The organism is Paraburkholderia sartisoli (assembly GCF_900107685.1).
GTDB classification, from domain to species: Bacteria; Pseudomonadota; Gammaproteobacteria; order Burkholderiales; family Burkholderiaceae; genus Paraburkholderia; species Paraburkholderia sartisoli.
In genome coordinates, this window is the sequence record NZ_FNRQ01000002.1 from 769,025 (window position 1) to 793,753 (window position 24,729).

A 24,729-nucleotide genomic window follows, 5' to 3' on the forward strand; every position below is an offset into this window, starting at 1 on the left:
GAAGTCGCCAGCCGGGCCTTCCGGATGACGCCGGCGTGTTGTCGTTTTGCGTCGCAAGGCTTGCTGGCCGGACGTTTCACCGGGCGCCCGTGGCCGTTGGCCTGTGTGTTACATTTCGTCGTCAGACCGCAAAACTACCATACGTCCACCCCGCCGCAGCATGTCCGAGCGAAACGAACCCGCCGACCCGCACGAGGCCGGACACGCCAGGCCCAGCAGCGGGAGCGACCATGTGGTGCTGCGCCATACGCTGCGAGTCGTTCTTGCGATCGCGCTGGTGCTGTACTTCATCGCGGTGGGCCTCTTCCTGGGTTTGCGTTACGCAGTCCTGCCGCGCGTCGATGCGTTCCGCCCGCACATCGAAGCCGCCGTCTCGTCGAAGCTGCACGCGCAACTGGATATCGGCCGGCTGGCGCCGCACTGGACCGGTTTCCAGCCCGGCATCGACATCACCAACCTCACGATCCGCGACCGCGACGGCCACACCGCGCTCACCATTCCGCACGCCACCGCGACGCTGTCGTGGCGCTCGCTCGTGCAGTTCGCGCCGGTGATGTCGAGCCTGATCGTCGACCAGCCCGACGTGCTGATCGCGCGCGGCACCGACGGCGTGATTTCGGTGGCGGGCGTGCCGCTGCCGAGCCGCCATACCGGCAACGACACGTTCACCACCTGGCTGCTTCGCCAGCAGGCGATCGTGCTGCGCGGCGGCACGCTACGCTGGCGCGACGCGCTTCACGACGCGCCCGAAATCAGGCTGCACGACATCCGCCTCGCGATCCTCAACGACGGCTTCGAGCATCGTTTCGCGCTGCAGGCGCCGGCCGAGGGCACCGTGCTGCACGGCCCGCTCGACTTTCGCGCGCACTTTCGCAACGCGCCGCTCTCGGCGGTCGGCAAGCCGGTCAACTGGAAGGGCGAGGCGTATCTGTCGACGGGCCCGGTCGATCTGCCGGCGCTCGCGCGCTATATGGATTTCCCGGTCGAGACCTACGCGGGCCGCATCGACAACGCCATCTGGATCGACTTCGCCGATGGCAAGATGACCTCCGCGGGCGGGCACCTGGCCGGCACCGACGTATCGATGCGCGTGCATCCGACGCAGCCGAAGCTCGACGTGCCCGTCGCCGATTTCACGTGGCACGTGGATCTGGCGAGCCGCGACTTCACGCTGCAACTGCGCGACCTGCACGCGGAACTCGGCCAGCCGCCGCTCGATGACGGCACGCCGGTCACGCGCTCGCTCACGTTCGCGACGCTGAACGCACGGTACCGGATGCCGAGCATCCAGCACGGCCAGCTGATCAGCGTCAACGGCGATCGCGTCGACCTCGGCATCCTCGCGGAATTCAGCCGGGCGCTGCCGTTGCCGCGCCGGCTGCTGAACAACCTCGTGCGCTTCAATCCACGCGGGCTGGTCGCGAATTACGTGATCGAAGTCGAGCGGGGCAAGCCCGACGCGGGCGAAGCCGCAGCCGAGCAGCGTTCGACGACGGCCGAGCCGATCGTGCGCTACCGCTTCAAGGGCGATCTGCAGGGCATCAGCGTGGCCGCGCAGGAACCGCCGCCCGGCCTCACGAAACTGAACCACCCGCGCGCGGGCATTCCGGGCGTCGAAAACCTGTGGGGCAGCGTGGACGCCGACGAGAACCACGGCTCCATCACGCTCGACACCGCGAAGGTCGCCGTCACGCTGCCAGGCGTATTCGACGATCCGCGCCTGCTCTTCGACCGGATGACCGGCCACGGCCAGTGGGAGATCAAGCCCGTCGCGCCGGGCGAGCAGCACAAGGCGTTCACGTTCAGCATGTCCGATTTCACGGTCGCGAACGCGGACGCCGCCGCGAAGCTCACCGCGAACTACACGAACCCCGGCCACGGGCGCGGCTCGCTCGATCTGAGCGCCGTGTTCGAGCGCGCCGCCGTGTCGCGCATTCCCCGCTATCTGCCCACCAGCATCAGCGAAAAGCTGCGCCTGTATCTCGGCCACGGTCTGGAGGCCGGCACGTCGCACGGCGCGACGATCGAGGTCCACGGCAATCTCGACAAATTCCCCTACTCGCGCGACCCGAGCGCCGGCATCTTTCGCATCGTCGCGCCGTTTCGCGGTGGCCGCTTCGACCCGTCGCCGTTTCCGCCGCGCACGCTGAAGGACGGCACGCCGAGCGTCTGGCCCGCGCTCGACGGCATCGACGGCAGGTTCGAACTGAAGGAAAACGTGCTGCGCTTCGACGTCGACCGCGCGCATTACAGGCGCGTCGCGCTCGGCAAGGTGTCGGGGAAGATCGGCGATCTCGGCAACAAGGCGTCGAGCTTCGTCATCGTGGGCGACGCGCGCGGCCCGCTCGCCGACATGCTCGACTACGTGAACCGCAGCGCGCTCGGCGGCATCTCGAAGCACGCCGGCGAAAAGCTGCGTGCCGAAGGCCCGGCGACGCTCGCGCTCAAGCTGACGCTGCCGCGCACGCCGATGCCGCACGTTGCCGTCGAAGGCGCGCTCGGGTTCCAGAACAACGCACTCGCGATGGAGAAAGTGCCGCCGCTCTCGCAGATCAACGGCAAGCTGCATTTCACGGAGCACACCGCGCGGACCGACCGGCTGTCCGCGCGCTTTCTCGGTGGCGAGCTCCGTGCGAACGGCGGATACCGGCGGGACGGCACCTACGCGTTCGACGTCGCCGGCCACGTCAGCGTCGACGCCGCGCGCGGGCTGAACCTGCGCGGCCCGGCCACGCAGGTGCTCGCGCACATGAGCGGCAGCGCGCCGTACCAGGTCAGCATTCACGGCGCGAAGGGCCGCCTGCCGGACGTCACCGCGAATTCCGATCTGACCGGCCTCGCGCTGGACCTCCCCGCGCCGTTCAACAAGCCGGTGGGCGAGCCGATGCCGCTGCGTTTCACGTTCCGGCCGCCCGCGGCCAGTTCGACGGCGGACGCTCCGGGTGCTCCGGGTGCGCCCGGGCTGTCGGGGAAGGCGGGCTCGTCCGCTCCGGTTGCGGGATCGACGGGAACCGCGGGAACCCCAGGAACAACAGGAACAACCGGCGCAACCACGACAACCGCCCCCAGCGACGCCGGCCTGCAACGCGCCGACCTCACCTTCGGCCCGATCACCGCGACTTATCTGCTGCGCCACGACCCGAACGCGCCGCTGACGGTCGTACGCGGCGCGATCGGCGTCAACAAGCCGGCCGACCTGCCGACCGAAGGCGTCACCGCCGCGGCCGACATCGAGCATTTCAACGCCGACGCGTGGCGCGCGCTCATCGCGCAGATGCGCAGCGGCAGCAAGGACGCCATGCAGCCCGGCGTGCCGAATGCGACGGCGCAGCAGTTCCTGCCGACCCGCTTCGCGGTTCACGTCGGCACGCTCACGCTCCTCAAGCGCCACTGGGACAACCTCGTGGTCGGCGCCTCGCGCGACGCCGGCAAGTGGCAGGCAAACGTCGGATCGAGCCAGGTGTCGGGCTACGTGTCGTGGCTGCCGGGCGCGACGAAGGGCTCGCCCGGCACGTTGCAGGCGCGCTTCGCGAAACTCGTGATTCCGTCGGCGAGCGAAAAGGATCTGTTCAGCCGCGCGATGTCGGTGCCGGCGCAGAACATGCCGTCGGTCGATCTGGTCGTGAACGAGCTGATCGTGCGCGAGCGCAACCTCGGCCGGCTGGAAGTCGACGCGCACAATTTCGACGAAGGCGGCGTGCCCGTCTGGCAACTGGACAAGCTCGACGTCAGCAACCCGGCCGCGACCCTGAGCGCGACCGCGAAGTGGCGCACCGACGAGACGATTGCCGGCGGCACCGGAGAAGCCGCGCCACGCCGCACGGCGGTCGATTTCAAGCTCGACATCAAGGACGCGGGCGCGCTGCTCGAACGCGCCGGCGTCGCGCACGCGATCAAGTACGGCACGGGCACGTTGTCGGGCCAGCTCGCGTGGATCGGCGGGCCGACCGCCATCGACTACCCGACGCTCGAAGGCACGCTCGCCCTCGACCTGCGCCACGGACAGATCCTGAAGGTCGATCCGGGCGTCGCCAAACTGCTCGGCGTGGTGAGCCTGCAAAGCCTCGCACGCGTCGCCACGCTCAACTTCCGCGACGTGATCGGCGAAGGCCTGCCGTTCGAGCGCGTGACGGGCGCGGCGAAGATCGACGACGGGGTCGGCCGCACGGACAACTTCGAGATGGTCACCGCGCCGGCGCGCGCCAACATGACGGGCACCATCGACCTCGCCCACGAAACCCAGGACCTGCGCGTCCACATCACGCCGACGGTCAGCGCGGGCGCCGGCGTGATCGCGGCGGCGATCATCAATCCGCTGTTCGGCCTTGGCGCGCTGATCGCGGATTTCGCGCTATCGCAGTCGATCAGCCACGCGTTCGCGATGGACTACGCGATCACCGGCCCATGGGCCAAACCGCATGTCGAGCGGGTCCATGACGATCGCGGTAAGATGACCGAACCGGTTCCGACCGCCGTCCACTGAACGCTGATCCGGCCCCTGCCCGTGCTGCTGCGCCGTGGCAGGCCAGGCAGACAGGTACCGGCGGTGGTGCCATGAATTGTCCCGGCGCGTGTCCCGCCCGCGAAGTGTGCGGAACCGGAACGCGCGCCGCCCAGCCGGGAGTCTTTCGAAACGCCCATGAGCGATCAACACGCCGCTTCACAACCCGCTGCACAGCCCGCTGCACAGCCCGCTTCTCTGCCATCTTCACAGCCCTTCCCTGCGTCGTTCCGGGTCGCCGCGCTCCAGATGGTGAGCACGCCGGAGCGCGACCGTAACCTCGCCGAAGCCGGCCGCCTCATCGCCGAAGCAGCCTCTGACGGCGCGCAGCTCGTGCTGCTGCCCGAATACTTCTGCTTCATGGGGTTCAAGGACACGGACAAGCTCGCCGTGCGCGAAGCCTGGGGCGACGGTCCGATCCAGCGCTTTCTCGCCGACGCGGCGCGCCGCCACAAGCTCTGGATCATCGGCGGCACGCTGCCGCTCGTCGCGCCGGAAGCCACCCGCGTGCTGAACACGACACTCGTCTTCGATCCTGAAGGCCGGGAAGCGGCACGCTACGACAAGATTCACCTCTTCAACTTCGAAAAAGGCGAGGAGTCGTTCGACGAGGCGCGCACGATCCGCCCCGGCGACTCAGTCCGCACCTTCGACGCGCCGTTCGGCCGGGTGGGCCTGTCCGTCTGCTACGATCTTCGTTTTCCGGAGCTGTATCGCCGGATGGGCGATTGCGCGATGATCGTCGTGCCGTCCGCGTTCACGTACACCACGGGCCGCGCGCACTGGGAAACGCTGCTGCGCGCACGCGCGGTCGAAAACCAGTGTTACGTGCTCGCCGCGGCCCAGGGCGGCAAACACGAAAACGGCCGCCGCACGTGGGGCCACAGCATGCTGGTCGACCCGTGGGGTGAGATCGTGGCCGTGCGGGACGAAGGCGCGGGCGTCGTGGCCGGCAATCTCGAACGCGCGCGCATCGATGAAGTTCGCCAGAGCCTGCCCGCCTGGCGGCATCGCGTGCTGACATGAGCCCTTAGCTAACATGAGCCGACAACCCCATCGCCGGACAGACTGACCTTGAAAGCGCCGCGCCGAAGATCCATCTGACACCTGACACCTGACACCTGAAATCGGCGCGCTCCGACCGAATCCTTTGCATTGAAAAGACCAGACCCCGCATGAATATCATCGAACCCGGCATCCGTAACCTCGCGACCGCCAAGGACGTGCTCCTCACGCCGTATGGCCTCGACGAAGGCATTCTCATCCGCACCCTCGGAGAGATCTTCACGCACCGCATCGATTACGCCGACCTGTATTTCCAGGCGACGCGCAGCGAAGCGTGGAGTCTCGAGGAAGGCATCGTCAAATCGGGCAGCTTCAGCATCGACCAGGGCGTCGGCGTGCGTGCCGTGTCGGGCGACCGCACGGCGTTCGCGTACTCGGACGATCTTTCGCCCGAGGCGATCCGTCAGGCGGCGCTCGCCACGCGGTCGATTGCAAAGGCCGGCGGCGGCAAGCAGAAGATCAAGGTAGCGTCGTCGCTGACCGGCATCGCCGGGCGCGACCTGTATCTGCCGTCCGATCCGCTGCACTCGCTCGACGCGACCGCCAAGGTCAAGCTGCTGGAGCGCATCGAACAGATGGCGCGCGGCCGCGATCCGCGCATCAAGCAGGTGATGGCGGGCCTCGCCGGCGAATACGACGTCGTGCTGGTCGCGCGCAGCGACGGCGCGCTCGCCGCGGACATCCGTCCGCTCGTGCGCGTGTCGGTCACCGTGATCGCCGAGCAGAACGGCCGGCGCGAGATCGGTAGCGGCGGCGGCGGCGGACGCTTCGACTACGGCTATTTCACCGACGAAATCCTCTCGGGCTACGTCGACAACGCGGTACACGCGGCGCTCGTGAACCTCGACGCGCGTCCCGCGCCGGCCGGCGCGATGACCGTCGTGCTCGGGCCGGGCTGGCCGGGCGTCCTGCTGCACGAAGCGATCGGCCACGGTCTGGAAGGCGACTTCAACCGCAAGGGTTCGTCGGCATTTGCCGGACAGATCGGCGAGCAGGTGGCGGCCAAAGGCGTCACGGTCGTCGACGACGGCACGCTGCCGAACCGCCGCGGCTCGCTCAACATCGACGACGAAGGCAATCCGACGCAGTGTACGACGCTGATCGAGGACGGCATCCTGAAGGGCTACATCCAGGACACGCTGAACGCGCGCCTGATGAAAATGCCGGTCACCGGCAACGCGCGCCGCGAGTCGTACGCCGCGCTGCCGATGCCGCGCATGACCAATACGTACATGCTGAACGGCGACAGGGATCCGCAGGAAATCATCGCATCCGTGAAGAACGGGCTGTATGCGGTGAACTTCGGCGGCGGCCAGGTGGACATCACGAACGGCAAGTTCGTGTTCTCGGCCTCCGAGGCGTACATGATCGAGAACGGCAAGATCAGCTATCCGGTCAAGGGCGCGACGCTGATCGGCAGCGGCCCGGAATCGCTCAAGTTCGTGAGCATGATCGGCAACGACATGAAGCTCGACACCGGCGTCGGCGTGTGCGGCAAGGAAGGCCAGAGCGTGCCGGTCGGCGTGGGCCAGCCGACGCTGCGCATCGATCGCATGACCGTCGGCGGCACGGTCTGATTAGCGGCGTCGCGCACGTTTCGTGCATTGATTACATGAAACGTGCGGGATATCCGCATTTTTAGCGTCCGATGCTTGTCACGCGCGCTTGAGCAGGTTATAAAGCCAGTCAACCTTTTTCGACGAGCAACATTTTTCGCCATGTCTTTCGCCAGGTTTTATTTTTACTTTTTCTGGTATCTCAGACCGCTGGCGGATCGAGAGGGGTGTTAGTACGCGAAACACCGAGAATTCCCGAAAAACCGCCAGCGAGTCTGGCGGTTTTTTTTCGCCCGTCCGCTTTTGCCCATTAGCCGTTGAACACCCTTGAGTTTCGTTTGCCGCGGTCTTGAGATCATTCCCGCGCGAACACGCTACGAACTGAATCCTGGAGAACAAGCATGCCCCCGCACAACACCGACGATGTCCGCATCCGGGAACTGAAAGAACTGACGCCGCCGGCGCACCTGATTCGCGAATTCGCGCTCGACGAAAACGTGTCGAACACGATCTATAACGCGCGCCAGTCGATGCATCGCATCCTGCACGGCATGGAAGACCGTCTGATCGTCGTGATCGGGCCGTGCTCGATTCACGACACGAAGGCCGCGCTCGAATACGCCGGCCGCCTGATCGAACAGCGCAAGCGCTTCGCGGGGGAACTCGAAATCGTGATGCGCGTGTACTTCGAAAAGCCGCGCACGACGGTCGGCTGGAAGGGTCTCATCAACGACCCCTACATGGACAACAGCTTCAAGATCAACGACGGCCTGCGCACCGCGCGCGAGCTGCTGCTGAAGATCAACGAACTCGGCCTGCCGGCCGGCACCGAATACCTCGACATGATCAGCCCGCAGTACATCGCCGACCTGATCTCGTGGGGCGCGATCGGCGCGCGCACGACCGAGTCGCAGGTTCACCGCGAACTGGCGTCGGGCCTGTCGTGCCCGGTTGGCTTCAAGAACGGCACGGACGGCAACGTGAAGATCGCCGTCGACGCCATCAAGGCCGCCTCGCAGCCGCACCATTTCCTGTCGGTGACGAAGGGCGGTCACTCGGCGATCGTGTCGACGGCGGGCAACGAGGACTGCCACATCATCCTGCGCGGCGGCAAAACGCCGAACTATGACGCGCAAAGCGTGAACATCGCCTGCGCCGACATCGGCAAGGCGGGTCTCGCGGCGCGCCTGATGATCGACGCGAGCCACGCGAACAGTTCGAAGAAGCACGAGAACCAGATTCCGGTGTGCGCGGACATCGGCCGCCAGATTGCTTCGGGCGACGAACGGATCGTCGGCGTCATGGTGGAATCGCATCTGGTGGCGGGCCGCCAGGATCTGCAGGAAGGGTGCGAGCTGACGTACGGCCAGAGCATCACCGACGCCTGCATCGGCTGGGACGAAAGCATCGCCGTCCTCGAAGGGCTGGCCGAATCGGTCAGGCAGCGACGCATCGCGCGCGGCAGCGGTAACTAGGCGCGTGTTTTATCCTCTAACCTCGCCAGATGTAGACATGCGGGCTCGCTAGCGCCCGCTTCTGGCGATCCATGCCGCCCGGTCGAAGCGACCCGGCGGCATTTCTTTTGTACGCGCCGCCCGGCGTGCATACATCGGATTTGTGACGCTTTCAGGCGTCCGTTCCTTTCATTTTTCTACTTCGCTCGCGCCGTTGCCCAGGATTCGTCCTATGCCGAAAAGCCTGTTGCGACGCAACAGAAATTGATCGAGTATCTGGAGTGCCGTCTCGTTGCGCCGGCTCTGCCGCGTACGGCTGCACCGCTGTCTCCTGTCTGGCTGATTCCTGTCCCGAGCGTCCCGCATTGCCTGCGCGGCGCGCGCCCGAACCCTCTTTTCGGAGATCTCATGAAAATCGAAGAAGTCCGCGAAACCGCATTCTCGATGCCGCTGACGAGCCCGGCTTACCCGATCGGACCGTACCGGTTCGTCAATCGCGAATTCATGATCATCACGTATCGCACGGATATCGAGAAGCTGCGCGCGCTCGTGCCGGAGCCACTCGAGGTCTATACGGATCTCGTGCATTACGAGTTCATCCGCATGCCGGATTCCACCGGCTTCGGCGATTACACGGAGAGCGGCCAGGTCATCCCGGTCAGGTTCAACGGCAACGCGGGCGTCTATACGCACGCGATGTATCTGGACGATCATCCGCCCATCGCCGGCGGGCGCGAGTTGTGGGGCTTTCCGAAAAAGCTGGCGTCACCGAAACTGGAAACGCATATCGACTCACTGGTCGGCACGCTGGATTTCGGCCCGGTGCGCATCGCAACGGCCACGATGGGCTACAAGCACACCACGCTCGACGCGGAAGCCGAACGCGTGAAAATGAGTGGCGACAACTACCTGCTGAAGATCATTCCGCATGTGGACGGCACGCCGCGCATCTGCGAGATCGTTCGCTATCGTCTGAAGGACGTCACCGTCAAAGGTGCGTGGGGTGGCCCGGCTTCGCTCGTGCTGTCTTCGCATGCACTCGCACCCGTGGGCGATCTGCCGGTGCTGGAAGTCGTCGAGGCGCGGCACATCATCGCCGATCTCACGCTGGCGCTCGGTGAAGTGGCATTCGATTATCTGTCGGCCGATCCGCAGAACCGCTAGAACGACGCGTGCCGGAACCCATCCCGCCGGGCCTGGCCCGCGTGCTTCACAACGAGGCTAGAAAATGACAACCCAGTCTGACCAGAATCCGTCCCCGTCGCTCAGTGAAAGCGTCTCGCAGCACTATGAAACCGTGGCGCTCGTCCTGCAGGGGGGCGGTGCGCTCGGCTCGTATCAGGCTGGCGTCTATGAGGGGCTCGCCGAGGTTGGCATCCATCCGGACTGGGTCGCGGGCATCTCGATCGGCGCGTTGAACACGGCGATTATCGCGGGCAATGCGCCGGAGAAACGCGTCGATGCGCTGAAGCAGTTCTGGGCCACGATCTGCCAGCCCGCTTCGCCGCTGACCTTCTGGCCGGCCGCGCTGGAAACGCAGCTCTTTGGCATTTCCGACTCGTTTCGCCAGGCGTTTTCGTCGTGGTATGCGACCCGCGCGCTGCTGGATGGCCAGAAGGGCTTTTTCACGCCGCGCTTCCCGCCGCCAGTCGGGCTGCGAACGCTCAATGTGGCCGAGGCCAGCTATTACGACACCCGCGCGCTCAAGGGTACGCTGGAGCGGTTCGCCGATTTCGACCGTATCAATCACGGCGGCATGCGCGTGTGCGTCGGCGCGGCGAACGTCGCCACGGGCAACCTCACGTTCTTCGACAACGCGCACCTCACGTTGCGGGCGGAACACTTCATGGCGTCCGGCGCGTTGCCGCCGGGTTTTCCAGCCGTTGAAATAGACGGCCAGTTTTACTGGGACGGCGGGCTTATTTCCAACACGCCGCTTTCGGAAGTGCTGGGGCAAACGCCGCGACGCGACACGCTCGCGTTCCAGGTCGACTTGTGGAGCTCGCAGGGCACGCTGCCGTCGAACATGGGACAGGTCGACGACCGCGCAAAGGATATCCAGTATTCCAGCCGGACGCGGGCCGTCACGAATAACCTGCGGCGCACACAACTGCTGCGCCGCACGCTTCGGGAGGTGCTGCGTCATGTGAGCCCGGAAGCGCTTGAAAACGACCCGTGGTGCAAGATCGCCGCACGCGTGTCCACGGACAAGCGCTACAACGTCGTGCAGTTGATCTACAAGGACAAGCCGTACGAAAACCAGTTCAAGGATTTCCAGTTCGGCTACAACACGATGCTGGATCACTGGGCGACGGGTCTTGCCGATATCCGCGAAACGCTCGCGCATCCGGAATGGCTCGATCTTCCGCAGAACGAGGCGGGTTTCGCATCACGCGACGTACACGCGCCGGGCAGCAGCGACCAGTTCGGGCCAAAGACAGGCGCGGAGCGCGAGGCCGGCGTCTAGCGATCGTGCTGCCACAGCACGTCCGTGCCGCCGTCGGCGCGATTCAGCACGCGCGCGAGCACGAACAGCAGATCCGACAGCCGGTTCACGTACTGACGCGGCGCGGCGTTGATGGTCTCGATCTGGCCGAGCGCGACGATCGAGCGTTCGGCGCGGCGGCACACCGTCCGGCACACGTGCGCGATGGCTGCGGCGCGCGAGCCGCCGGGCAGGATGAACTCCTTGAGCGGCGGCAGCGTTGCGTTGTATTGCGCGAGCCACGCGTCGAGTTGTGCGAGCTGCGCGTCGGCGATCATGGTATGGCCGGGGATGCAAAGTTCGCCGCCAAGATCGAACAGATCGTGCTGGATCGCGAAGAGCGCCTGCCGCACGTCGTCGGGCAACACTTCGCACAGCAGCACGCCGAGGTTCGAATTCAGCTCGTCGACGTCGCCGATCGCGGCGATCCGCGCGTCGTCCTTGCGCACGCGGCGGCCATCGCCCAAACCGGTGGTGCCGTCGTCGCCGGTTCGGGTGGCGATTTTGCTCAGGCGATTGCCCATGATGATTTCCTTTAATGGATGTCGATGCGGCGATGCATGGTCCATGCCCTGCCAATGCCACGGCCATCGCACCCCGGCGATCCCCTGGAAAGGGCTCATGTTGCGCGCGGCATCGGCAGAGCGGCCAGGCCATCGCGCCATTATAGGTTTGTCAGGCGCGACCCGCGCCAGGCGGGCGATCAGCGTAAAATGGACCGCAACAATCGAATCATTCGAACATCTGTCCGCTTTCAGGAGACACGCGTGAATCATCCTGTGCCACCGGCACCGCTGCGCCGTCCGTTCGCCGCTGAACTGCTGGTCGAACTGAAGGCCGCATTCGCCGATCGCGTTTCGACATCCGATGCCGTGCGCGCCCATCACGGCCGCGACGAATCCCCGTTCGATCCGCAATTGCCGGACGCCGTTGTCTACGCCCGCACGACCGAAGAAGTGCAGACCATCGTCAGGCTCTGCGCGCGGCACGACGTGCCCGTCATTCCGTATGGCAACGGGTCGTCGCTCGAGGGCCATCTGCTTGCGGTCCAGGGCGGCGTGTCGATCGACCTGTCGGAAATGAACCGCGTGCTGGCGATCAATGCGGAAGACCTCACCGTCACCGTCGAGCCCGGCATCTCGCGCAAGCAGTTAAACGATGCGCTGCGCGACACCGGCCTCTTCTTCCCGATCGACCCGGGCGCGGACGCGAGCATCGGCGGCATGTCGGCGACGCGCGCGTCGGGCACCAACGCCGTGCGCTACGGCACGATGCGCGAGAACGTACTCGGCCTGACCGTCGTGCTCGCCGACGGCCGTATCATCAAGACCGGCACGCGCGCGCGCAAGTCGTCCGCGGGCTATGACCTCACGCGTCTCTTCGTCGGCTCGGAAGGCACGCTCGGCGTCATCACCGAAATCACCGTGCGGCTCTATCCGCAACCTGAAGCGGTGTCGGCGGCGGTGTGTACGTTTCCGTCGATGGGCGACGCGGTGCGCGCCGTCATCGAAACGATCCAGATCGGCGTGCCGATCGCGCGCGTCGAGTTTGTCGATTCACTCGCGATCCGCTCGATCAACCGGCATTCGAACCTGACGCTGCGCGAGGCGCCCACGCTGTTCTTCGAGTTCCACGGCACCGAAGCCGGGGTGAAGGAACAGGCCGAACTCGTTCAGGACATCGCTTCGCAGAACCACGGCGAAGGCTTCGAATGGGCGACGCGGCCGGAAGACCGCAGCCGCCTCTGGAACGCGCGGCACAACGCCTATTTCGCGATGCTGCAACTGAAGCCGGGCTGCCGCGCCGTGACGACGGACGTGTGCGTGCCGATTTCACGCCTTGCGGAATGCGTCGTCGAGACCGAACAGGATCTGAAGGAATCGCCGCTCCCCTGCCCGATCGTCGGCCATGTGGGCGACGGCAATTTTCACGTCGCGATCCTGATCGATCCCAACAAGCCGGAAGAGCTCGTCGAAGCCGAACGGCTCAATCACCGGATTGTCGAGCGCGCGCTGCGCATGGACGGCACGTGTACCGGCGAGCATGGCGTCGGGCTGCACAAGATGGGGTTCCTGGTCGAGGAGCACGGCGAAGACACGGTCGACACGATGCGCGCGATCAAGCACGCGCTCGACCCGCGCAACCTGATGAACCCGGGCAAGATTTTTTCCTGGGCGGCATGACCCGACGGGCAAACCGGCATTCCACGACCGCGCGCCCGCAGAAGGAGGAGACATGAACGCACCCGGCGAACTTTCGCCTGAAGTTCTCGCCCGGCGCCAGCGCGAAGTCGTGCAGGCGCTGATGGCCGTGCTGCCGACCCACTGCCTGCTGTATCGCGAGGAAGATACCGTCGCCTACGACTGCGACGGCCTCGCCGCGTATCGCCGGCTGCCGCTCGCGGTTGTGTTGCCGGAAACGGAATCGCAAGTGCAGCGCATCGTGCAGATCTGCCATCGGCTCGACGTGCCGATCGTGCCGCGCGGCGCGGGCACCGGCCTGTCCGGCGGCGCGCTGCCGATCCGGCACGGCGTTGTCGTGTCGCTCGCGCGCTTTCGCAAGATCGTCGAAGTCGATTCCTACGCGCGCACCGCGACTGTCCAGCCGGGCGTGCGCAACCTCGCCATTTCGGAGGCCGCCGCGCCGTACGGCCTTTACTACGCGCCCGATCCTTCTTCGCAGATTGCCTGCACGATCGGCGGCAACGTGTCGGAAAATTCCGGCGGCGTGCATTGCCTGAAGTACGGCCTCACCGTACACAACGTGCTGCGCGTGCGGGCCATCACGATGGAAGGCGAGATCGTCGAGTTCGGCTCGCTCGGGCCCGACGCGCCCGGCCTCGATCTGCTCGCGGTGCTGATCGGCAGCGAGGGCATGTTCGCGATCGTCACCGAAGTCACCGTCAGGCTGATCCCGAAACCGCAAGCCGCGCAGGTCATCATGGCGAGCTTCGACGACGTCGTGAAAGGGGGCGACGCGGTCGCCGGCATCATCGCGGCGGGCATCATTCCGGCCGGCCTCGAAATGATGGACAAGCCGGCGACGCGAGCCGTCGAGGAATTCGTCAACGCCGGTTACGACCTCGACGCGGCCGCCATTCTGCTATGCGAATCGGATGGCACGCCGGAAGAAGTCTCCGAGGAAATCGTCCGCATGACGGCGGTGCTGCGTGAATGCGGCGCGACGCGCATCCAGATTTCGCGCACGGAAAGCGAGCGGCTCAAGTTCTGGTCGGGCCGCAAGAACGCGTTTCCGGCCGCCGGGCGCATCTCGCCCGACTACTACTGCATGGACGGCACGGTGCCGCGCCGCAGTATCGGGCCGCTGTTGTCGCGCATCAGCGAGATGGAGAAAAAATACGCGCTGCGCTGTATCAACGTGTTCCACGCGGGCGACGGCAACATGCATCCGCTGATCCTCTTCAACGGCAACGATCTCGACGAATGGCACCGGGCAGAAGCGTTTGGCTCGGACATTCTGGAATGCTGTGTCGAGCTGGGCGGCACGGTGACGGGCGAACACGGTGTGGGCATCGAGAAGATCAACTCGATGTGCGTGCAGTTTTCTCCCGAAGAGCGCGACGCGTTTCACGCGGTCAAGCGCGCCTTCGATCCGCCCGGCCTCCTGAATCCCGACAAGGGCATTCCAACGCGCGCCCGCTGCGCCGAATATGGCCGGATGCACGTGCGCGGCGGCTTGCTGCCGCATCCGGAGTTGCCGAGGTTCTAGCGCGGCCTGTACGGTCGTACACCGGCCGCTCCACCGGGTTGCTGCTGCGCGCCGTGCCGTGCGCGCAGCCCCGCGGCCCGGACGGGAGGCGCCTCAGGGCCGCCCCCGGGTTGCCAGCGCCGCCCTGCCCGGTACAATCGGGCGAAACACAACTATGCAGGACGCCATGGAAGAGGACGACATCGTCGCCGTTTGGTCCGAACGTATCCGTTCGGCCAGCGCCGAAGGACGCGCGGTGCGCATTCGCGGCGGCGGCACGAAAGACTGGTACGGCCAGAGCCTGGAAGGCGACATCCTCGACACGCGCGCGCATCGCGGCATCATCGCTTACGATCCGGCGGAACTCGTGATCACGGCGCGCGCCGGCACGCCGCTCCTCGAAATCGAAGCGGCGCTCGCGGAACACCGGCAGATGCTGGCGTTCGAACCCCCGCACTTCGGCCCGCAGGCCACGCTCGGCGGCTGTATCGCGGCCGGCATTGCCGGGCCGCGACGCCCTTCGGCCGGCGCGGCGCGCGACTTCGTGCTCGGCGCGGTCATCATGAACGGCCATGGGGAAACGCTGCATTTCGGCGGCCAGGTCGTGAAGAACGTCGCGGGCTATGACGTGTCGCGGCTCATGGCCGGCTCGCTCGGCACGCTCGGGCTGATACTCGAACTGTCGGTGAAGGTGCTGCCGCTTCCCGTCGCCGAGGCGACGCTCAAGTTCGACATGAACGGCACCGACGCCGTGCGCAAGCTCAACGAATGGGGCGGCCACCCGCTGCCCATCACCGCGAGCGCATGGCGCAACGGCACGCTTGCCATGCGCCTTGCCGGCGCCGAAGCCGCGGTCAAGTCGGCGCGCACGTCGCTCGGCGGCGAAGTGGTCGACGCGGTCGAAGCGGAGCGCTTCTGGGCGGGGCTGCGCGAACAGACCGATCCGTTCTTCTCCGCGATCGCGCCGGGCCACGCGTTGTGGCGCCTCGCGTTGCCGTCGATAACCGAGCCCCTGCAACTGCCGGGCGCGCAACTGATGGAATGGGGCGGCGCGCAGCGCTGGTGGATCACCGACGCCGACGCGCAGACCGTGCGCATCAGCGCGAAACAGGCCGGCGGCCACGCGACCATCTTCCGCACCGGACACGGCTTCGACCGCAGCGCAGGCGTGTTCACGCCGCTGCCCGCGCCGCTGATGAAAATCCATCGCGGCCTGAAGGCCGCATTCGACCCGGCCCGCATCTTCAATCGCGGCCGGCTCTACCCCGACTTCTGAGCGCGCGATGCAAACCAACCTCGCGGACTTCATTCGCAACACGCCCGACGGCGATGAAGCCGATTCCATCCTGCGCAAATGCGTGCATTGCGGCTTCTGCACGGCGACCTGCCCCACGTACCAGCTGCTCGGCGACGAACTCGACGGACCGCGCGGCCGCATCTACCTGATCAAGCAGATGGTGGAAGGCGCGCCCGTCACGCGCAGCACGCAGATGCACCTCGACCGGTGCCTCACCTGCCGCAACTGCGAGTCGACGTGCCCCTCGGGCGTGCAGTACGGACGCCTTGTCGAAATCGGCCGCAAAGTGGTCGAGGAGCATGTCACGCGGCCTCCCGGCCAGCGCCTGTTGCGCCGCATGCTGGCGAGCTTCCTGCCAAACAGCGCGCTCTTCACGCCTGCGATGCGGCTCGGCCAGCACGTGCGCCCGCTCCTGCCGAAAAAGCTGCGCGACAAGGTCCCCGCCCGGCAACCGCTGCTCGAATGGCCGACGGCCCATCACCCGCGCAAGATGCTGATGCTGGCCGGTTGCGTGCAGCCTTCGATGATGCCGAACGTCAACACCGCGACCGCGCGCGTGCTCGACGCGCTCGGCATCGAGACCGTCGTCGCGCCGGAGGCGGGCTGCTGCGGCGCGATCCGTTTGCACCTCGGCTATAACGACGAAGCACTCGACGACATCCGCGCCAACATCGACGCGTGGTGGCCGCACGTCGAAGCCGGCGTCGAAGCGATCGTGATGAACGCGTCCGGTTGCGGCGCGACGGTACGCGAATACGCGCACCTGTTGCGCGGCGACCCGGCGTATGCGGACAAGGCGCGGCGTATCGTCGAGCTCACCCGCGACATCTGCGAAATCCTGCCCGATTTCGAAGAGTCGCTCGTGGCGCTCGCGCATCGCCGCTCCGTGCATACGGTCGCGTTCCACCCGCCGTGTACGCTGCAGCACGGCCAGCAGGTGCGCGGGCGCGTCGAGCATCTGCTCACCGCGCTTGGCATCGAGGTGCGCCTGCCCGCCGACAGCCACCTGTGCTGCGGTTCGGCCGGCACGTATTCGCTCACGCAGCCGACGCTTTCCTACACGCTGCGCAACCAGAAGCTCGAACGGTTGCGCTCGCTGGAGCCGCAGCTGATTGTTTCGGCCAACGTGGGGTGTATCGCGCATCTGCAGAGCGGCACGTCGATTCCGGTCAGGCACTGGATCGAGCTGCTTGAGCATATGCTGGCGCCCTGACGTTTTCTACCTGGCCGTCCGGATGACTCGGCAGCGAGGGATGGCGTCCGTATAATTCATTCCGTCGCGTTGCTGTGTGCCCAACTGTCTCATGCCCGATCTCATTCATCACCTCGACGCGGTGCGTCAGCGCATCGCGCTTGCCGCTCGCGTCGCCGGTCGCGACCCGCGTTCGGTTGAACTGCTCGCGGTGTCGAAAACGTTTCCCGCTGAAGACGTGCGCGCGGCGCACGCCGCCGGGCAACGCGCATTCGGCGAAAACTACGTGCAGGAAGCCGTCACGAAAATCGAGGCGCTTGTCGACCTGCGCGCGAATCTCGAATGGCATTTCATCGGCCCGCTGCAATCGAACAAGTCGAAACCCGTCGCGGAGAATTTCGACTGGGTTCATTCGGTGGATCGCCTGAAGATTGCCGAGCGCCTGTCCGCGCAACGGCCGGACGGTCTGCCGCCGCTCAACGTCTGCCTGCAGGTGAACGCAAGCGGTGAGGCGTCGAAGAGCGGCGTTGCGCCCGGCGAAGCGCTGGAACTGGCCCGCGCCGTCGCCGCGCTGCCCCGGCTGAGGTTGCGTGGCCTGATGTCGATTCCCGAGCCCGCGGGCGACATGGACGCACAACGTGCGCCGCATCGTCTGCTGCACGCGCTCTTTGAACAGCTTCGCGCAGAAGGGCTCGCGCTCGATACGTTGTCCATGGGCATGTCGGGCGATCTCGAAGCGGCCGTCATCGAAGGCGCGACGATCGTGCGCATCGGCACGGCGATCTTCGGCGCGCGCGACTACCCGAACTGAACTGAACACTTCACGGAACATCATGAAAATTGCTTTCATTGGCGGCGGCAACATGGCCGCGGCGCTTATCGGCGGTCTCATCAAACGTGGCGTCGCGCCGGCCGACCTGTATGCGATCGATCCCAACGAAGAAGCGCGCGCGCGCAATGCGCAGCAATTCGGCGTGGGCACGGGCGCCGCGGCTGACGCCGCGCTCGCTTCGTTCGACGCCATCCTGCTCGCGGTCAAGCCACAGATCCTGAAGAGCGTCGCTGCGAGCCTCGCGCCGTTTCTGCGGGCGGAGCAGCTCGTCATCAGCATTGCCGCAGGCATTCGTGCCGACGACCTGTCGCACTGGCTGAACGGCCATGCGCGCGTCGTGCGCACCATGCCGAATACGCCGGCGCTGATCGGCATGGGCGCGACGGGCCTGTTCGCAACGCCGGGCGTCGACGAAGCGGGCCGCGCGCTCGCCACCCAGGTTCTCGGGGCGGTGAGCCATACCGTGTGGTTCGACGACGAAGCGAAGATCGACGCCGTGACCGCCATTTCAGGCAGCGGCCCGGCGTACGTGTTCTATTTCATCGAGGCGCTGGAAGAAGCCGCGCGCCAGCTCGGCATGGACGCGGCGCAGGGGCGCGCGCTTGCCGTCGCGACGTTCACGGGCGCGGCGCAACTGGCCGCGCAGTCCAGCGAGTCGCCTGCCGTTCTGCGTGAACGCGTGACGTCCAAAGGCGGCACGACGGCGGCGGCGCTTGCATCGTTCGATGCGTCGGGCGTGAAAGACGCGATCGTGCGCGGCGCGCTGGCCGCGGACGCGCGGGCCAAGGCAATGGGCGACGAATTCGGAAAACAGTGACGGGCGTGTCCACTTCGGGCGGCCGGTTGTGGTCAACCGGTTGTGGTCATCGCGTGACGCAGTGACCCTGCCCGCGGCGACCGCAATTAACCTCGCTGGCCGCCCATGGCATCTGTGGCCTCAAAACGCTCCAGCGGCGTAGTGCGCGGCGATCCCCGCGAACAGCATGCCGCCCAGCCAGTTGTTATGACGAAACGCCGCGAAGCACGGCATGCGCTCGCGGTTGCGGATGAGCGTGTAGTGATAGATCGCGCATCCGGCCGCCGCCGCCCAGCCGATCCAGTACAGCACGCCGAAGCCCAGCACGATGCCAATGCCGACGTAGATGCCAAGCGTCATCGCGTAGCAGAGCATGATCGCGAACACGTCGAAGCGGCCAAAGGTGAGCGCGGAGGTACGGATGCCGATCTTGATGTCGTCGTCGCGATCGACCATGGCGTATTCGGTGTCGTACGCGACCGACCAGAACACGTTGGCAAGCAGCATCACCCACGCGAGCGCCGGCACGTGGTTCTGGATGGCCGCGAAGGCCATCGGAATGCCAAAACCGAACGCGATGCCGAGGTAGGCCTGGGGAATCGCGAAGAACCGCTTCGTGAACGGGTACGAGCCCGCGACAAAAAGCGCCGCCACCGACAGTTCCTTCGTCAGCGTATTGAGCGGCAGGATCAGCAGAAACGCGATCAGCGACAGCCCGGCGGCGAGCGCCACGGCCTCCCACGCCTGGATCTTGCCCGACGTGATCGGCCGGTTCTCGGTGCGCTTCACGTAGCGGTCGAAATCGCGGTCGGCGTAATCGTTGATCGCGCAGCCAGCCGAGCGCATCAGGATCGTGCCGACCACGAAAATGACGAGCAGGGAAAACGACGGATGACCGTCCGACGCGATCCACAAGGCGTTGAGCGTCGGCCACAGCAACAGCAGACTGCCGATGGGCTTGTCCATGCGGACAAGGCGGAGATAGAGCGGAAGTCGGGCGAACATGGGAAGCCGGTTAGGAGCAATGCCGACATTCTAGAGCAGCACGGCAAACGTCGGCCCGCAACGCCGCATGCGTGCGCCGGGCGAGTGTTTTTGCATCACCGGAAAAATCAGCCAGAGCGCGGCTAAAAGCAAAAACGGCCTGCCGGGCGTTAACCTGGCAAGCCGTTCTGTCCGGCTTTGTCAGCCGTGCCGCGCGTCACAACCATGCGATCAAACGCAGCGCCAGATTCTCTTCGTCATCTTCAAGGTTCCTTTGTCGGCATTATCGCCGGCTCAGGCCCCGAGCGTTCCACATATCCGACTGTCCGAATTTGCGCGGCCACCTCTTCGTCGTGAAGAATCACCACTGCCTGGTCTTTCATGATGTCTGCGTCCCTTGCGCGGCCTGTATCAGTCCGTGCCTCGCCAGCATGCTTCGCAAGCGGGGCTGGGCCGCTCGCACCGGTAGCGAATCGGCGAGTTCGATCAGCGGCACTATCCGCCTCTTGACCTTTTCAACATGGTTTTGCGCGATATCCGCGATCCGGTGATCGAGATACGGGTTGAGAAACCGCTCACGCACGCTCTCGAGATAGCGCCCGGCGCGACTGCGCAAGTCGATTGCGGCGAATACTCCGAGGACTTCTTCCTGCCACACTGCTTCGATCCCGTCACGCAGGCGTGCGTCGTTCATCGCATCGAGGACCGTCTCCGAGGGGGCGCGGCGCTCGCTGAGCCACTGATCGGCGAGCCAGGTATGGCCCAGATTGAGGAAGAACAGTTTCAACCGCTCGTAACTGCGCAGATCATCCGTGAGCACGATATCTTCGTGCAGGCAGGGCAGCTCCATGCCGGTGCGCTGTTCGATGGCCCATAACGCATAGGGCTCTGCCACCGCGCCGACCGGATCGATCGGCTCGGACACAATCCGGTCGACCAGGGAGTTCACCCATACGCAGTCCTCCCGTAAATAATCGAGAAAAGCGCGAGGCAGCGCCCATCGTTGCGCGAGACCGAGTACGACATTCCGCAAGGTGTCGCCATTGTTCGAGACGAGTTCGCACGGAAAGATTGACACGCCGGCACAGGGCCTCTCGGACCATCGTGCATAAAGCAACGTCAGCAGTTTGGCGGGATAACTGCGCGGTGCCTGCGTAGTGTTCACCAGCAGGGCGGTCGAATCGCGCTCGTCGAGCCGATAGCCTATGTCACCCGTGTTCGATACGATGACGCGCACGTCTTCAATCGTCGCGCGACGGATCGCGGCCCAGTCTTGATCGGCAACCCAGGCCGTGCGCACGGCGTGGCATTCGATCATCTTGTCCACGACCGAACCGCCTTCCACGCCGCGAATTTTCACTGGGTAACTACCCGCTTGCGAGAGCGCGGCGACACGCGCACGGCTTGATGGATTACCGGTCGTCTGCACAACACTGATGCCGCCGATCGCATCTCCGCGCTCAAGCGCCTGAGACACAAACAGGGCGACATGAGCCAGGAGGAATCGGCTCGTCCCAAACTGAAGTACAGGTTCGCTCATCCTTCCCGTCCTGACTGGTCCGCCACCATCGATCAGCACTCCACTAGCGCCTTCACCACGGTCTGCCCTGGCTCGAGCAGACGCGCAAACGCGTCCGGTACGTCTGCAAGCTGCATGCGGTGCGTGTTGAGTGCCTGGTCTGGAATGCGTCCCGCGCGCATCGCCTCAAGCACGGTCTCGAAGTCAGCAAGCGTCGCGTTGCGGCTCGCGAGCAGGGTGGTTTCGCGCTTATGGAACTCGGGATCGGAAAACGTCACCTGACCCGGAACGATCGAGATGAGTGTGTATTTGCCCCCATGCGCGACGAAGCTGAAGCCGCGGTTCATCGCGTCGATGTTCCCTGTCGCATCGAAGACGGCGTCGAAGAACTCGCCGTCCGTTAACGATGCGAGCTGCTTTGCGTCGTCCACGCCGACCGCGACGGCGGCATCCACGCCGAGGTGCGACTGGCAGAATGCGAGGCGATCGGCACGCGTGTCGAGACAGGTCACGGCGGCACCGCGCAGCTTCGCGAAGATCATCGCGGCCATGCCGATCGGGCCCGCGCCGACCACCAGCACCCGCTGACCAGCCAACACATCCGTGCGTCGCACCGCATGTGCCCCGATGGCGAGGAATTCAAGCATCGCGGCCTGATCGAGCGTCACGCCTTCGGCCTTATGCACGAACTGGGCCGGCACGCTCAGGTACTCGGTGAGTGCGCCGTCGCAATGCACGCCCAGCACCTTGATGTTGACGCAACAGTTCGTTTTGCCCTGCCGGCACGCTACGCAGTGCCCGCAGGACAAATAGGGCATGACGTAGATGCTGTCGCCGGCGGAAAGTCCCGAGTCGCGCTCTGCTTCGACGACCACTGCGGAAAGTTCGTGGCCCATCACGCGCGGATACTCCAGATACGGCTGACTCCCGGTGAAAATGTGCAGGTCGGTGCCGCAAATTCCGACACGACTCACGCGCAGCAGCACTTCGCCGTTCCCGCGCGCGGGTACATCGCGCTGCTGTACGCGCAAGACGCCTGGGGATTCGCAAATGACACTAAGCATGGTGGTTTCCTTTTGATCAAGTTAAGTGCGACAGGTCATTACGCCGATGCGGTAGAAACGGCATGCATTACCACCGAACACGTCCGGAAGTGCCGCAGCGCCGAAAAGGCGCTCGCAGTCGTCTTCGCACGTCGAAAGCCACTCGCCGTAGCCGCCGTAGCGTGCTGCGACGCACAGCACGGAATAGTGCTGGTGAGCATCGATGCGCTGCATCACGCGCCTTCCTCCGGAACCGGCGCATTCGCAGCAATCAGCCCTTCGTTGCTGAGCGCGGCCCAAAAGCTTGCTGGCACGCGTTGCTCGAGCCACACGATGTTCTGCTGCAACTGGGCGATACTGCGTGCGCCCACCACGCAAGAGACGACGGCAGGATGAGCAAACGGAAACTGCAGCGCAGCCGCCGGGAGGGGAACCGCAAAACGCTCGCAAAGTTCGGACAGCCGCCGGACCTTCTCGACGACTTCGGCAGGCGCGTCCGCATAATTGAACCTGCCGTTGCCGGCGAGCACGCCGGAATTGAACACACCACCCACGACGATGGCAGTCCCCACACGCGCGCAGACATCAAGCAGCGGCTCCAGCGCGGTTTGTTCAAGCAGCGTGTAGCGTCCGGCGAGCAGGATGGCGTCGAGCGCCGCCTCATTCATCGCATCGGCTGCGACTTCCCACTCATTGACGCCAAGACCGATCGCGCGAACCTCGCCACTCGCGCGCAGTTCAGCCAACGCGCGGAATCCGCCACCCGCAACCAGCTGATCCCAGTAGTGGGTATGACGCTCGCCATGCGTCATCACGCCGATGTCGTGTACATAGAGGATATCGATCCGCGGGTTCCCAAGCCGCTGCTGGCTATCCTCATACGAGCGCATGATGCCGCCGTAGCTGTAATCGAAGACGGGCCGGAAAGCGAGCGGTTCGGCCCAGCCATCATCGCCAGGTCGCACGCTCGCATCGGGCCGCATCAGGCGACCTGCTTTCGAACTTAGCGTGAACGCGTCGCGCTCGCGCGTCGCGAGCGCGTGACCCACGCGCCGCTCGGAGAGCGTGTAGCCGTAGTACGGGGCCGTATCGAAATAGCGCAGGCCCACGGACCACGCCGCCTCGACGAGCGCGGTCGCGTCAGCGAATGACATAGGACGGTAGAGGCCGCCGAGCTGGGAGCAGCCGAGGCCGAGGGCCGTCAACTGTAGCCCGCTGCGAGGCAAGGCACGCATTTCATGAGCGTTCATAAACCAGGGAGCTATCGTGAACAGGTATATCGTCGGACGCGGCGAAGGACCGGACCTGCAGCAACGCGACCTGGCGTCGATGCAGGTCCCCGGTCTCGTCAATAGAGGACGTTCTTTGCGTCCTGGGAGTCGAGGTTCTGCTTCTCGACCAGGACGACGCCCGTATCGACCTGCTTCGCGACGGGTTTGTGTTCGATGACGTTCACTACGGTCTGAATGCCCTTGTATCCCATCTGATAGGATCCCTGAACGGCGATCGCCTGAATCGTGCCATCGCGTACGAAGTCCTGCAGGTCCTGGTTGCCGTCGAAGCCGATGGCAACCAGTTTGCCGGCCTTCCCGGACTGTTTGAGCGCGCGGCCCATCCCGATTGCAGTGGGTTCATTGGCGCCGAAAATACCATTCAGATCGGGATTCGCCGAAAGCACGTCGGTCGTCTGATTCAACGCGTTAGCCATCTGCGACTGCGAGTAGTACGGCCCGACAATTTTCAGCTTCGAGTGAGCAGCGATGTACTTGCGGAAGCCCCCGACGCGCCCGATTTCCGATCCGGCTCCAGGCACGTAAGACATAATGGCGATCTTGCCCGTCTGACCGACGCGATCGATCAGCGCCTTCGCGCACAGTTCTCCGGCCTTCTCGTTGTCGGTGGACAGGAACGACTGGTAATACTGCTTGCCCGCATCCGAAAGTGCCGAGTCGATCAGCACGACTGGAATGTGCGCCTCCCATGCCTTCTTGAGGGCCGGCACAAGTGCATCAGGATCGGACGGTGCGAGCACGATGCCCGCGACGTGCCGGTTGACTGCATTCTCGACCATATTGACTTCGTCGGCGACGGCCGTTTCAGCAGTCGGTCCCTGGAAGGTCATCGTATAGCCCTTCGCGCCGCCGAGCGCGGCATTCGCGCCTTTCTGCACGTTTTGCCAGTAATTCGAATTGACCGTCTTGACAATCACTGCGATCTCGCCGCCTGCCGCATAAGCAGCCGTCGTGAACATCGTGCACAGCAATGCCGCTACTGCCCGTAAAGGAAACTTCTTCATG

The 24,729-nt window shown here is 65.2% G+C and carries 19 protein-coding genes; 12 read left to right on the forward strand and 7 right to left on the reverse strand.

Going from position 1 to position 24,729, the window contains the following annotated elements; genetic code table 11:
* Positions 1–160 precede the first annotated feature (160 nt).
* From BLV45_RS10700 to BLV45_RS10725, 6 genes are all read left to right on the forward strand, one after another.
* Positions 161–4,483, forward strand: a complete 4,323-nt coding sequence (locus BLV45_RS10700) for a YhdP family phospholipid transporter (protein ID WP_090532531.1) — start codon at positions 161–163, stop codon at positions 4,481–4,483.
* A gap of 156 nt (positions 4,484–4,639) precedes the next feature.
* A complete protein-coding gene (locus tag BLV45_RS10705) occupies positions 4,640–5,527 on the forward strand; it encodes a carbon-nitrogen hydrolase family protein (protein ID WP_090532533.1) in 888 nt (295 codons plus the stop codon).
* A gap of 149 nt (positions 5,528–5,676) precedes the next feature.
* Complete coding sequence (gene tldD / locus BLV45_RS10710; protein ID WP_090532535.1) at positions 5,677–7,143, forward strand: metalloprotease TldD; 1,467 nt, start codon at positions 5,677–5,679, stop codon at positions 7,141–7,143.
* 380 nt (positions 7,144–7,523) lie between these two features.
* The gene (gene aroG / locus BLV45_RS10715) at positions 7,524–8,597 is read left to right on the forward strand and encodes a 3-deoxy-7-phosphoheptulonate synthase AroG (RefSeq protein WP_090532537.1); all 1,074 of its coding nucleotides are present in this window, start codon (positions 7,524–7,526) and stop codon (positions 8,595–8,597) included.
* Positions 8,598–8,984: 387 nt separating this feature from the next.
* Entirely contained in the window at positions 8,985–9,740 is a 756-nt protein-coding gene (locus BLV45_RS10720) for an acetoacetate decarboxylase (protein WP_090532539.1), read from the forward strand.
* A gap of 64 nt (positions 9,741–9,804) precedes the next feature.
* Complete coding sequence (locus BLV45_RS10725; protein WP_090532540.1) at positions 9,805–11,043, forward strand: DUF3734 domain-containing protein; 1,239 nt, start codon at positions 9,805–9,807, stop codon at positions 11,041–11,043.
* On the opposite strand, the gene BLV45_RS10730 is transcribed toward BLV45_RS10725, so the two are convergent.
* Positions 11,040–11,585 (reverse strand): cob(I)yrinic acid a,c-diamide adenosyltransferase, encoded by a 546-nt coding sequence (locus tag BLV45_RS10730; protein ID WP_090532543.1) that lies wholly within the window; start codon positions 11,583–11,585, stop codon positions 11,040–11,042. The genes BLV45_RS10725 and BLV45_RS10730 overlap by 4 nt on opposite strands.
* Before the next feature lie 243 nt (positions 11,586–11,828).
* Between BLV45_RS10730 and BLV45_RS10735 the strand changes: the two genes are divergently transcribed.
* The 6 genes from BLV45_RS10735 to proC all read left to right on the forward strand — a co-directional run bounded on the left by BLV45_RS10735 (position 11,829) and on the right by proC (position 18,907).
* Entirely contained in the window at positions 11,829–13,244 is a 1,416-nt protein-coding gene (locus tag BLV45_RS10735; RefSeq protein ID WP_090532545.1) for an FAD-linked oxidase C-terminal domain-containing protein, read from the forward strand.
* A 52-nt stretch (positions 13,245–13,296) separates the two neighbouring features.
* Positions 13,297–14,790, forward strand: a complete 1,494-nt coding sequence (locus tag BLV45_RS10740) for an FAD-linked oxidase C-terminal domain-containing protein (protein ID WP_090532547.1) — start codon at positions 13,297–13,299, stop codon at positions 14,788–14,790.
* Between the two features lie 166 nt (positions 14,791–14,956).
* The gene (glcE, locus tag BLV45_RS10745; RefSeq protein WP_090532549.1) at positions 14,957–16,045 is read left to right on the forward strand and encodes a glycolate oxidase subunit GlcE; all 1,089 of its coding nucleotides are present in this window, start codon (positions 14,957–14,959) and stop codon (positions 16,043–16,045) included.
* Between the two features lie 7 nt (positions 16,046–16,052).
* Positions 16,053–17,279: a glycolate oxidase subunit GlcF gene (gene glcF / locus BLV45_RS10750; RefSeq protein WP_090532551.1), complete on the forward strand. Its 1,227-nt coding sequence runs from the start codon at positions 16,053–16,055 to the stop codon at positions 17,277–17,279.
* A gap of 91 nt (positions 17,280–17,370) precedes the next feature.
* The gene (locus BLV45_RS10755) at positions 17,371–18,069 is read left to right on the forward strand and encodes a YggS family pyridoxal phosphate-dependent enzyme (protein WP_090532555.1); all 699 of its coding nucleotides are present in this window, start codon (positions 17,371–17,373) and stop codon (positions 18,067–18,069) included.
* Between the two features lie 22 nt (positions 18,070–18,091).
* Complete coding sequence (proC, locus tag BLV45_RS10760) at positions 18,092–18,907, forward strand: pyrroline-5-carboxylate reductase (RefSeq protein ID WP_090532557.1); 816 nt, start codon at positions 18,092–18,094, stop codon at positions 18,905–18,907.
* 120 nt (positions 18,908–19,027) lie between these two features.
* On the opposite strand, the gene ubiA is transcribed toward proC, so the two are convergent.
* The 6 genes from ubiA to BLV45_RS10790 all read right to left on the reverse strand — a co-directional run bounded on the left by ubiA (position 19,028) and on the right by BLV45_RS10790 (position 24,728).
* The gene (gene ubiA, locus BLV45_RS10765; RefSeq protein WP_090532559.1) at positions 19,028–19,891 is read right to left on the reverse strand and encodes a 4-hydroxybenzoate octaprenyltransferase; all 864 of its coding nucleotides are present in this window, start codon (positions 19,889–19,891) and stop codon (positions 19,028–19,030) included.
* Between the two features lie 358 nt (positions 19,892–20,249).
* On the reverse strand, positions 20,250–21,410 hold the full coding sequence (locus tag BLV45_RS10770) for a mannitol dehydrogenase family protein (RefSeq protein WP_090532561.1): 1,161 nt from the start codon (positions 21,408–21,410) through the stop codon (positions 20,250–20,252).
* 32 nt (positions 21,411–21,442) lie between these two features.
* A complete protein-coding gene (locus BLV45_RS10775; RefSeq protein WP_090532563.1) occupies positions 21,443–22,453 on the reverse strand; it encodes a zinc-binding alcohol dehydrogenase family protein in 1,011 nt (336 codons plus the stop codon).
* Between the two features lie 21 nt (positions 22,454–22,474).
* Positions 22,475–22,666 (reverse strand): hypothetical protein, encoded by a 192-nt coding sequence (locus BLV45_RS10780; RefSeq protein ID WP_090532565.1) that lies wholly within the window; start codon positions 22,664–22,666, stop codon positions 22,475–22,477.
* Positions 22,666–23,682 carry an aldo/keto reductase gene (locus tag BLV45_RS10785; RefSeq protein ID WP_090532566.1) on the reverse strand — a complete coding sequence of 339 codons (1,017 nt, stop codon included), beginning with the start codon at positions 23,680–23,682 and terminating at the stop codon, positions 22,666–22,668. The genes BLV45_RS10780 and BLV45_RS10785 overlap by 1 nt, the downstream gene beginning before the upstream one ends.
* A gap of 98 nt (positions 23,683–23,780) precedes the next feature.
* Positions 23,781–24,728, reverse strand: coding sequence for an ABC transporter substrate-binding protein (locus tag BLV45_RS10790; protein WP_090532569.1), 948 nt, complete (start codon positions 24,726–24,728; stop codon positions 23,781–23,783).
* Between the last annotated feature and the right edge of the window lies 1 nt (position 24,729).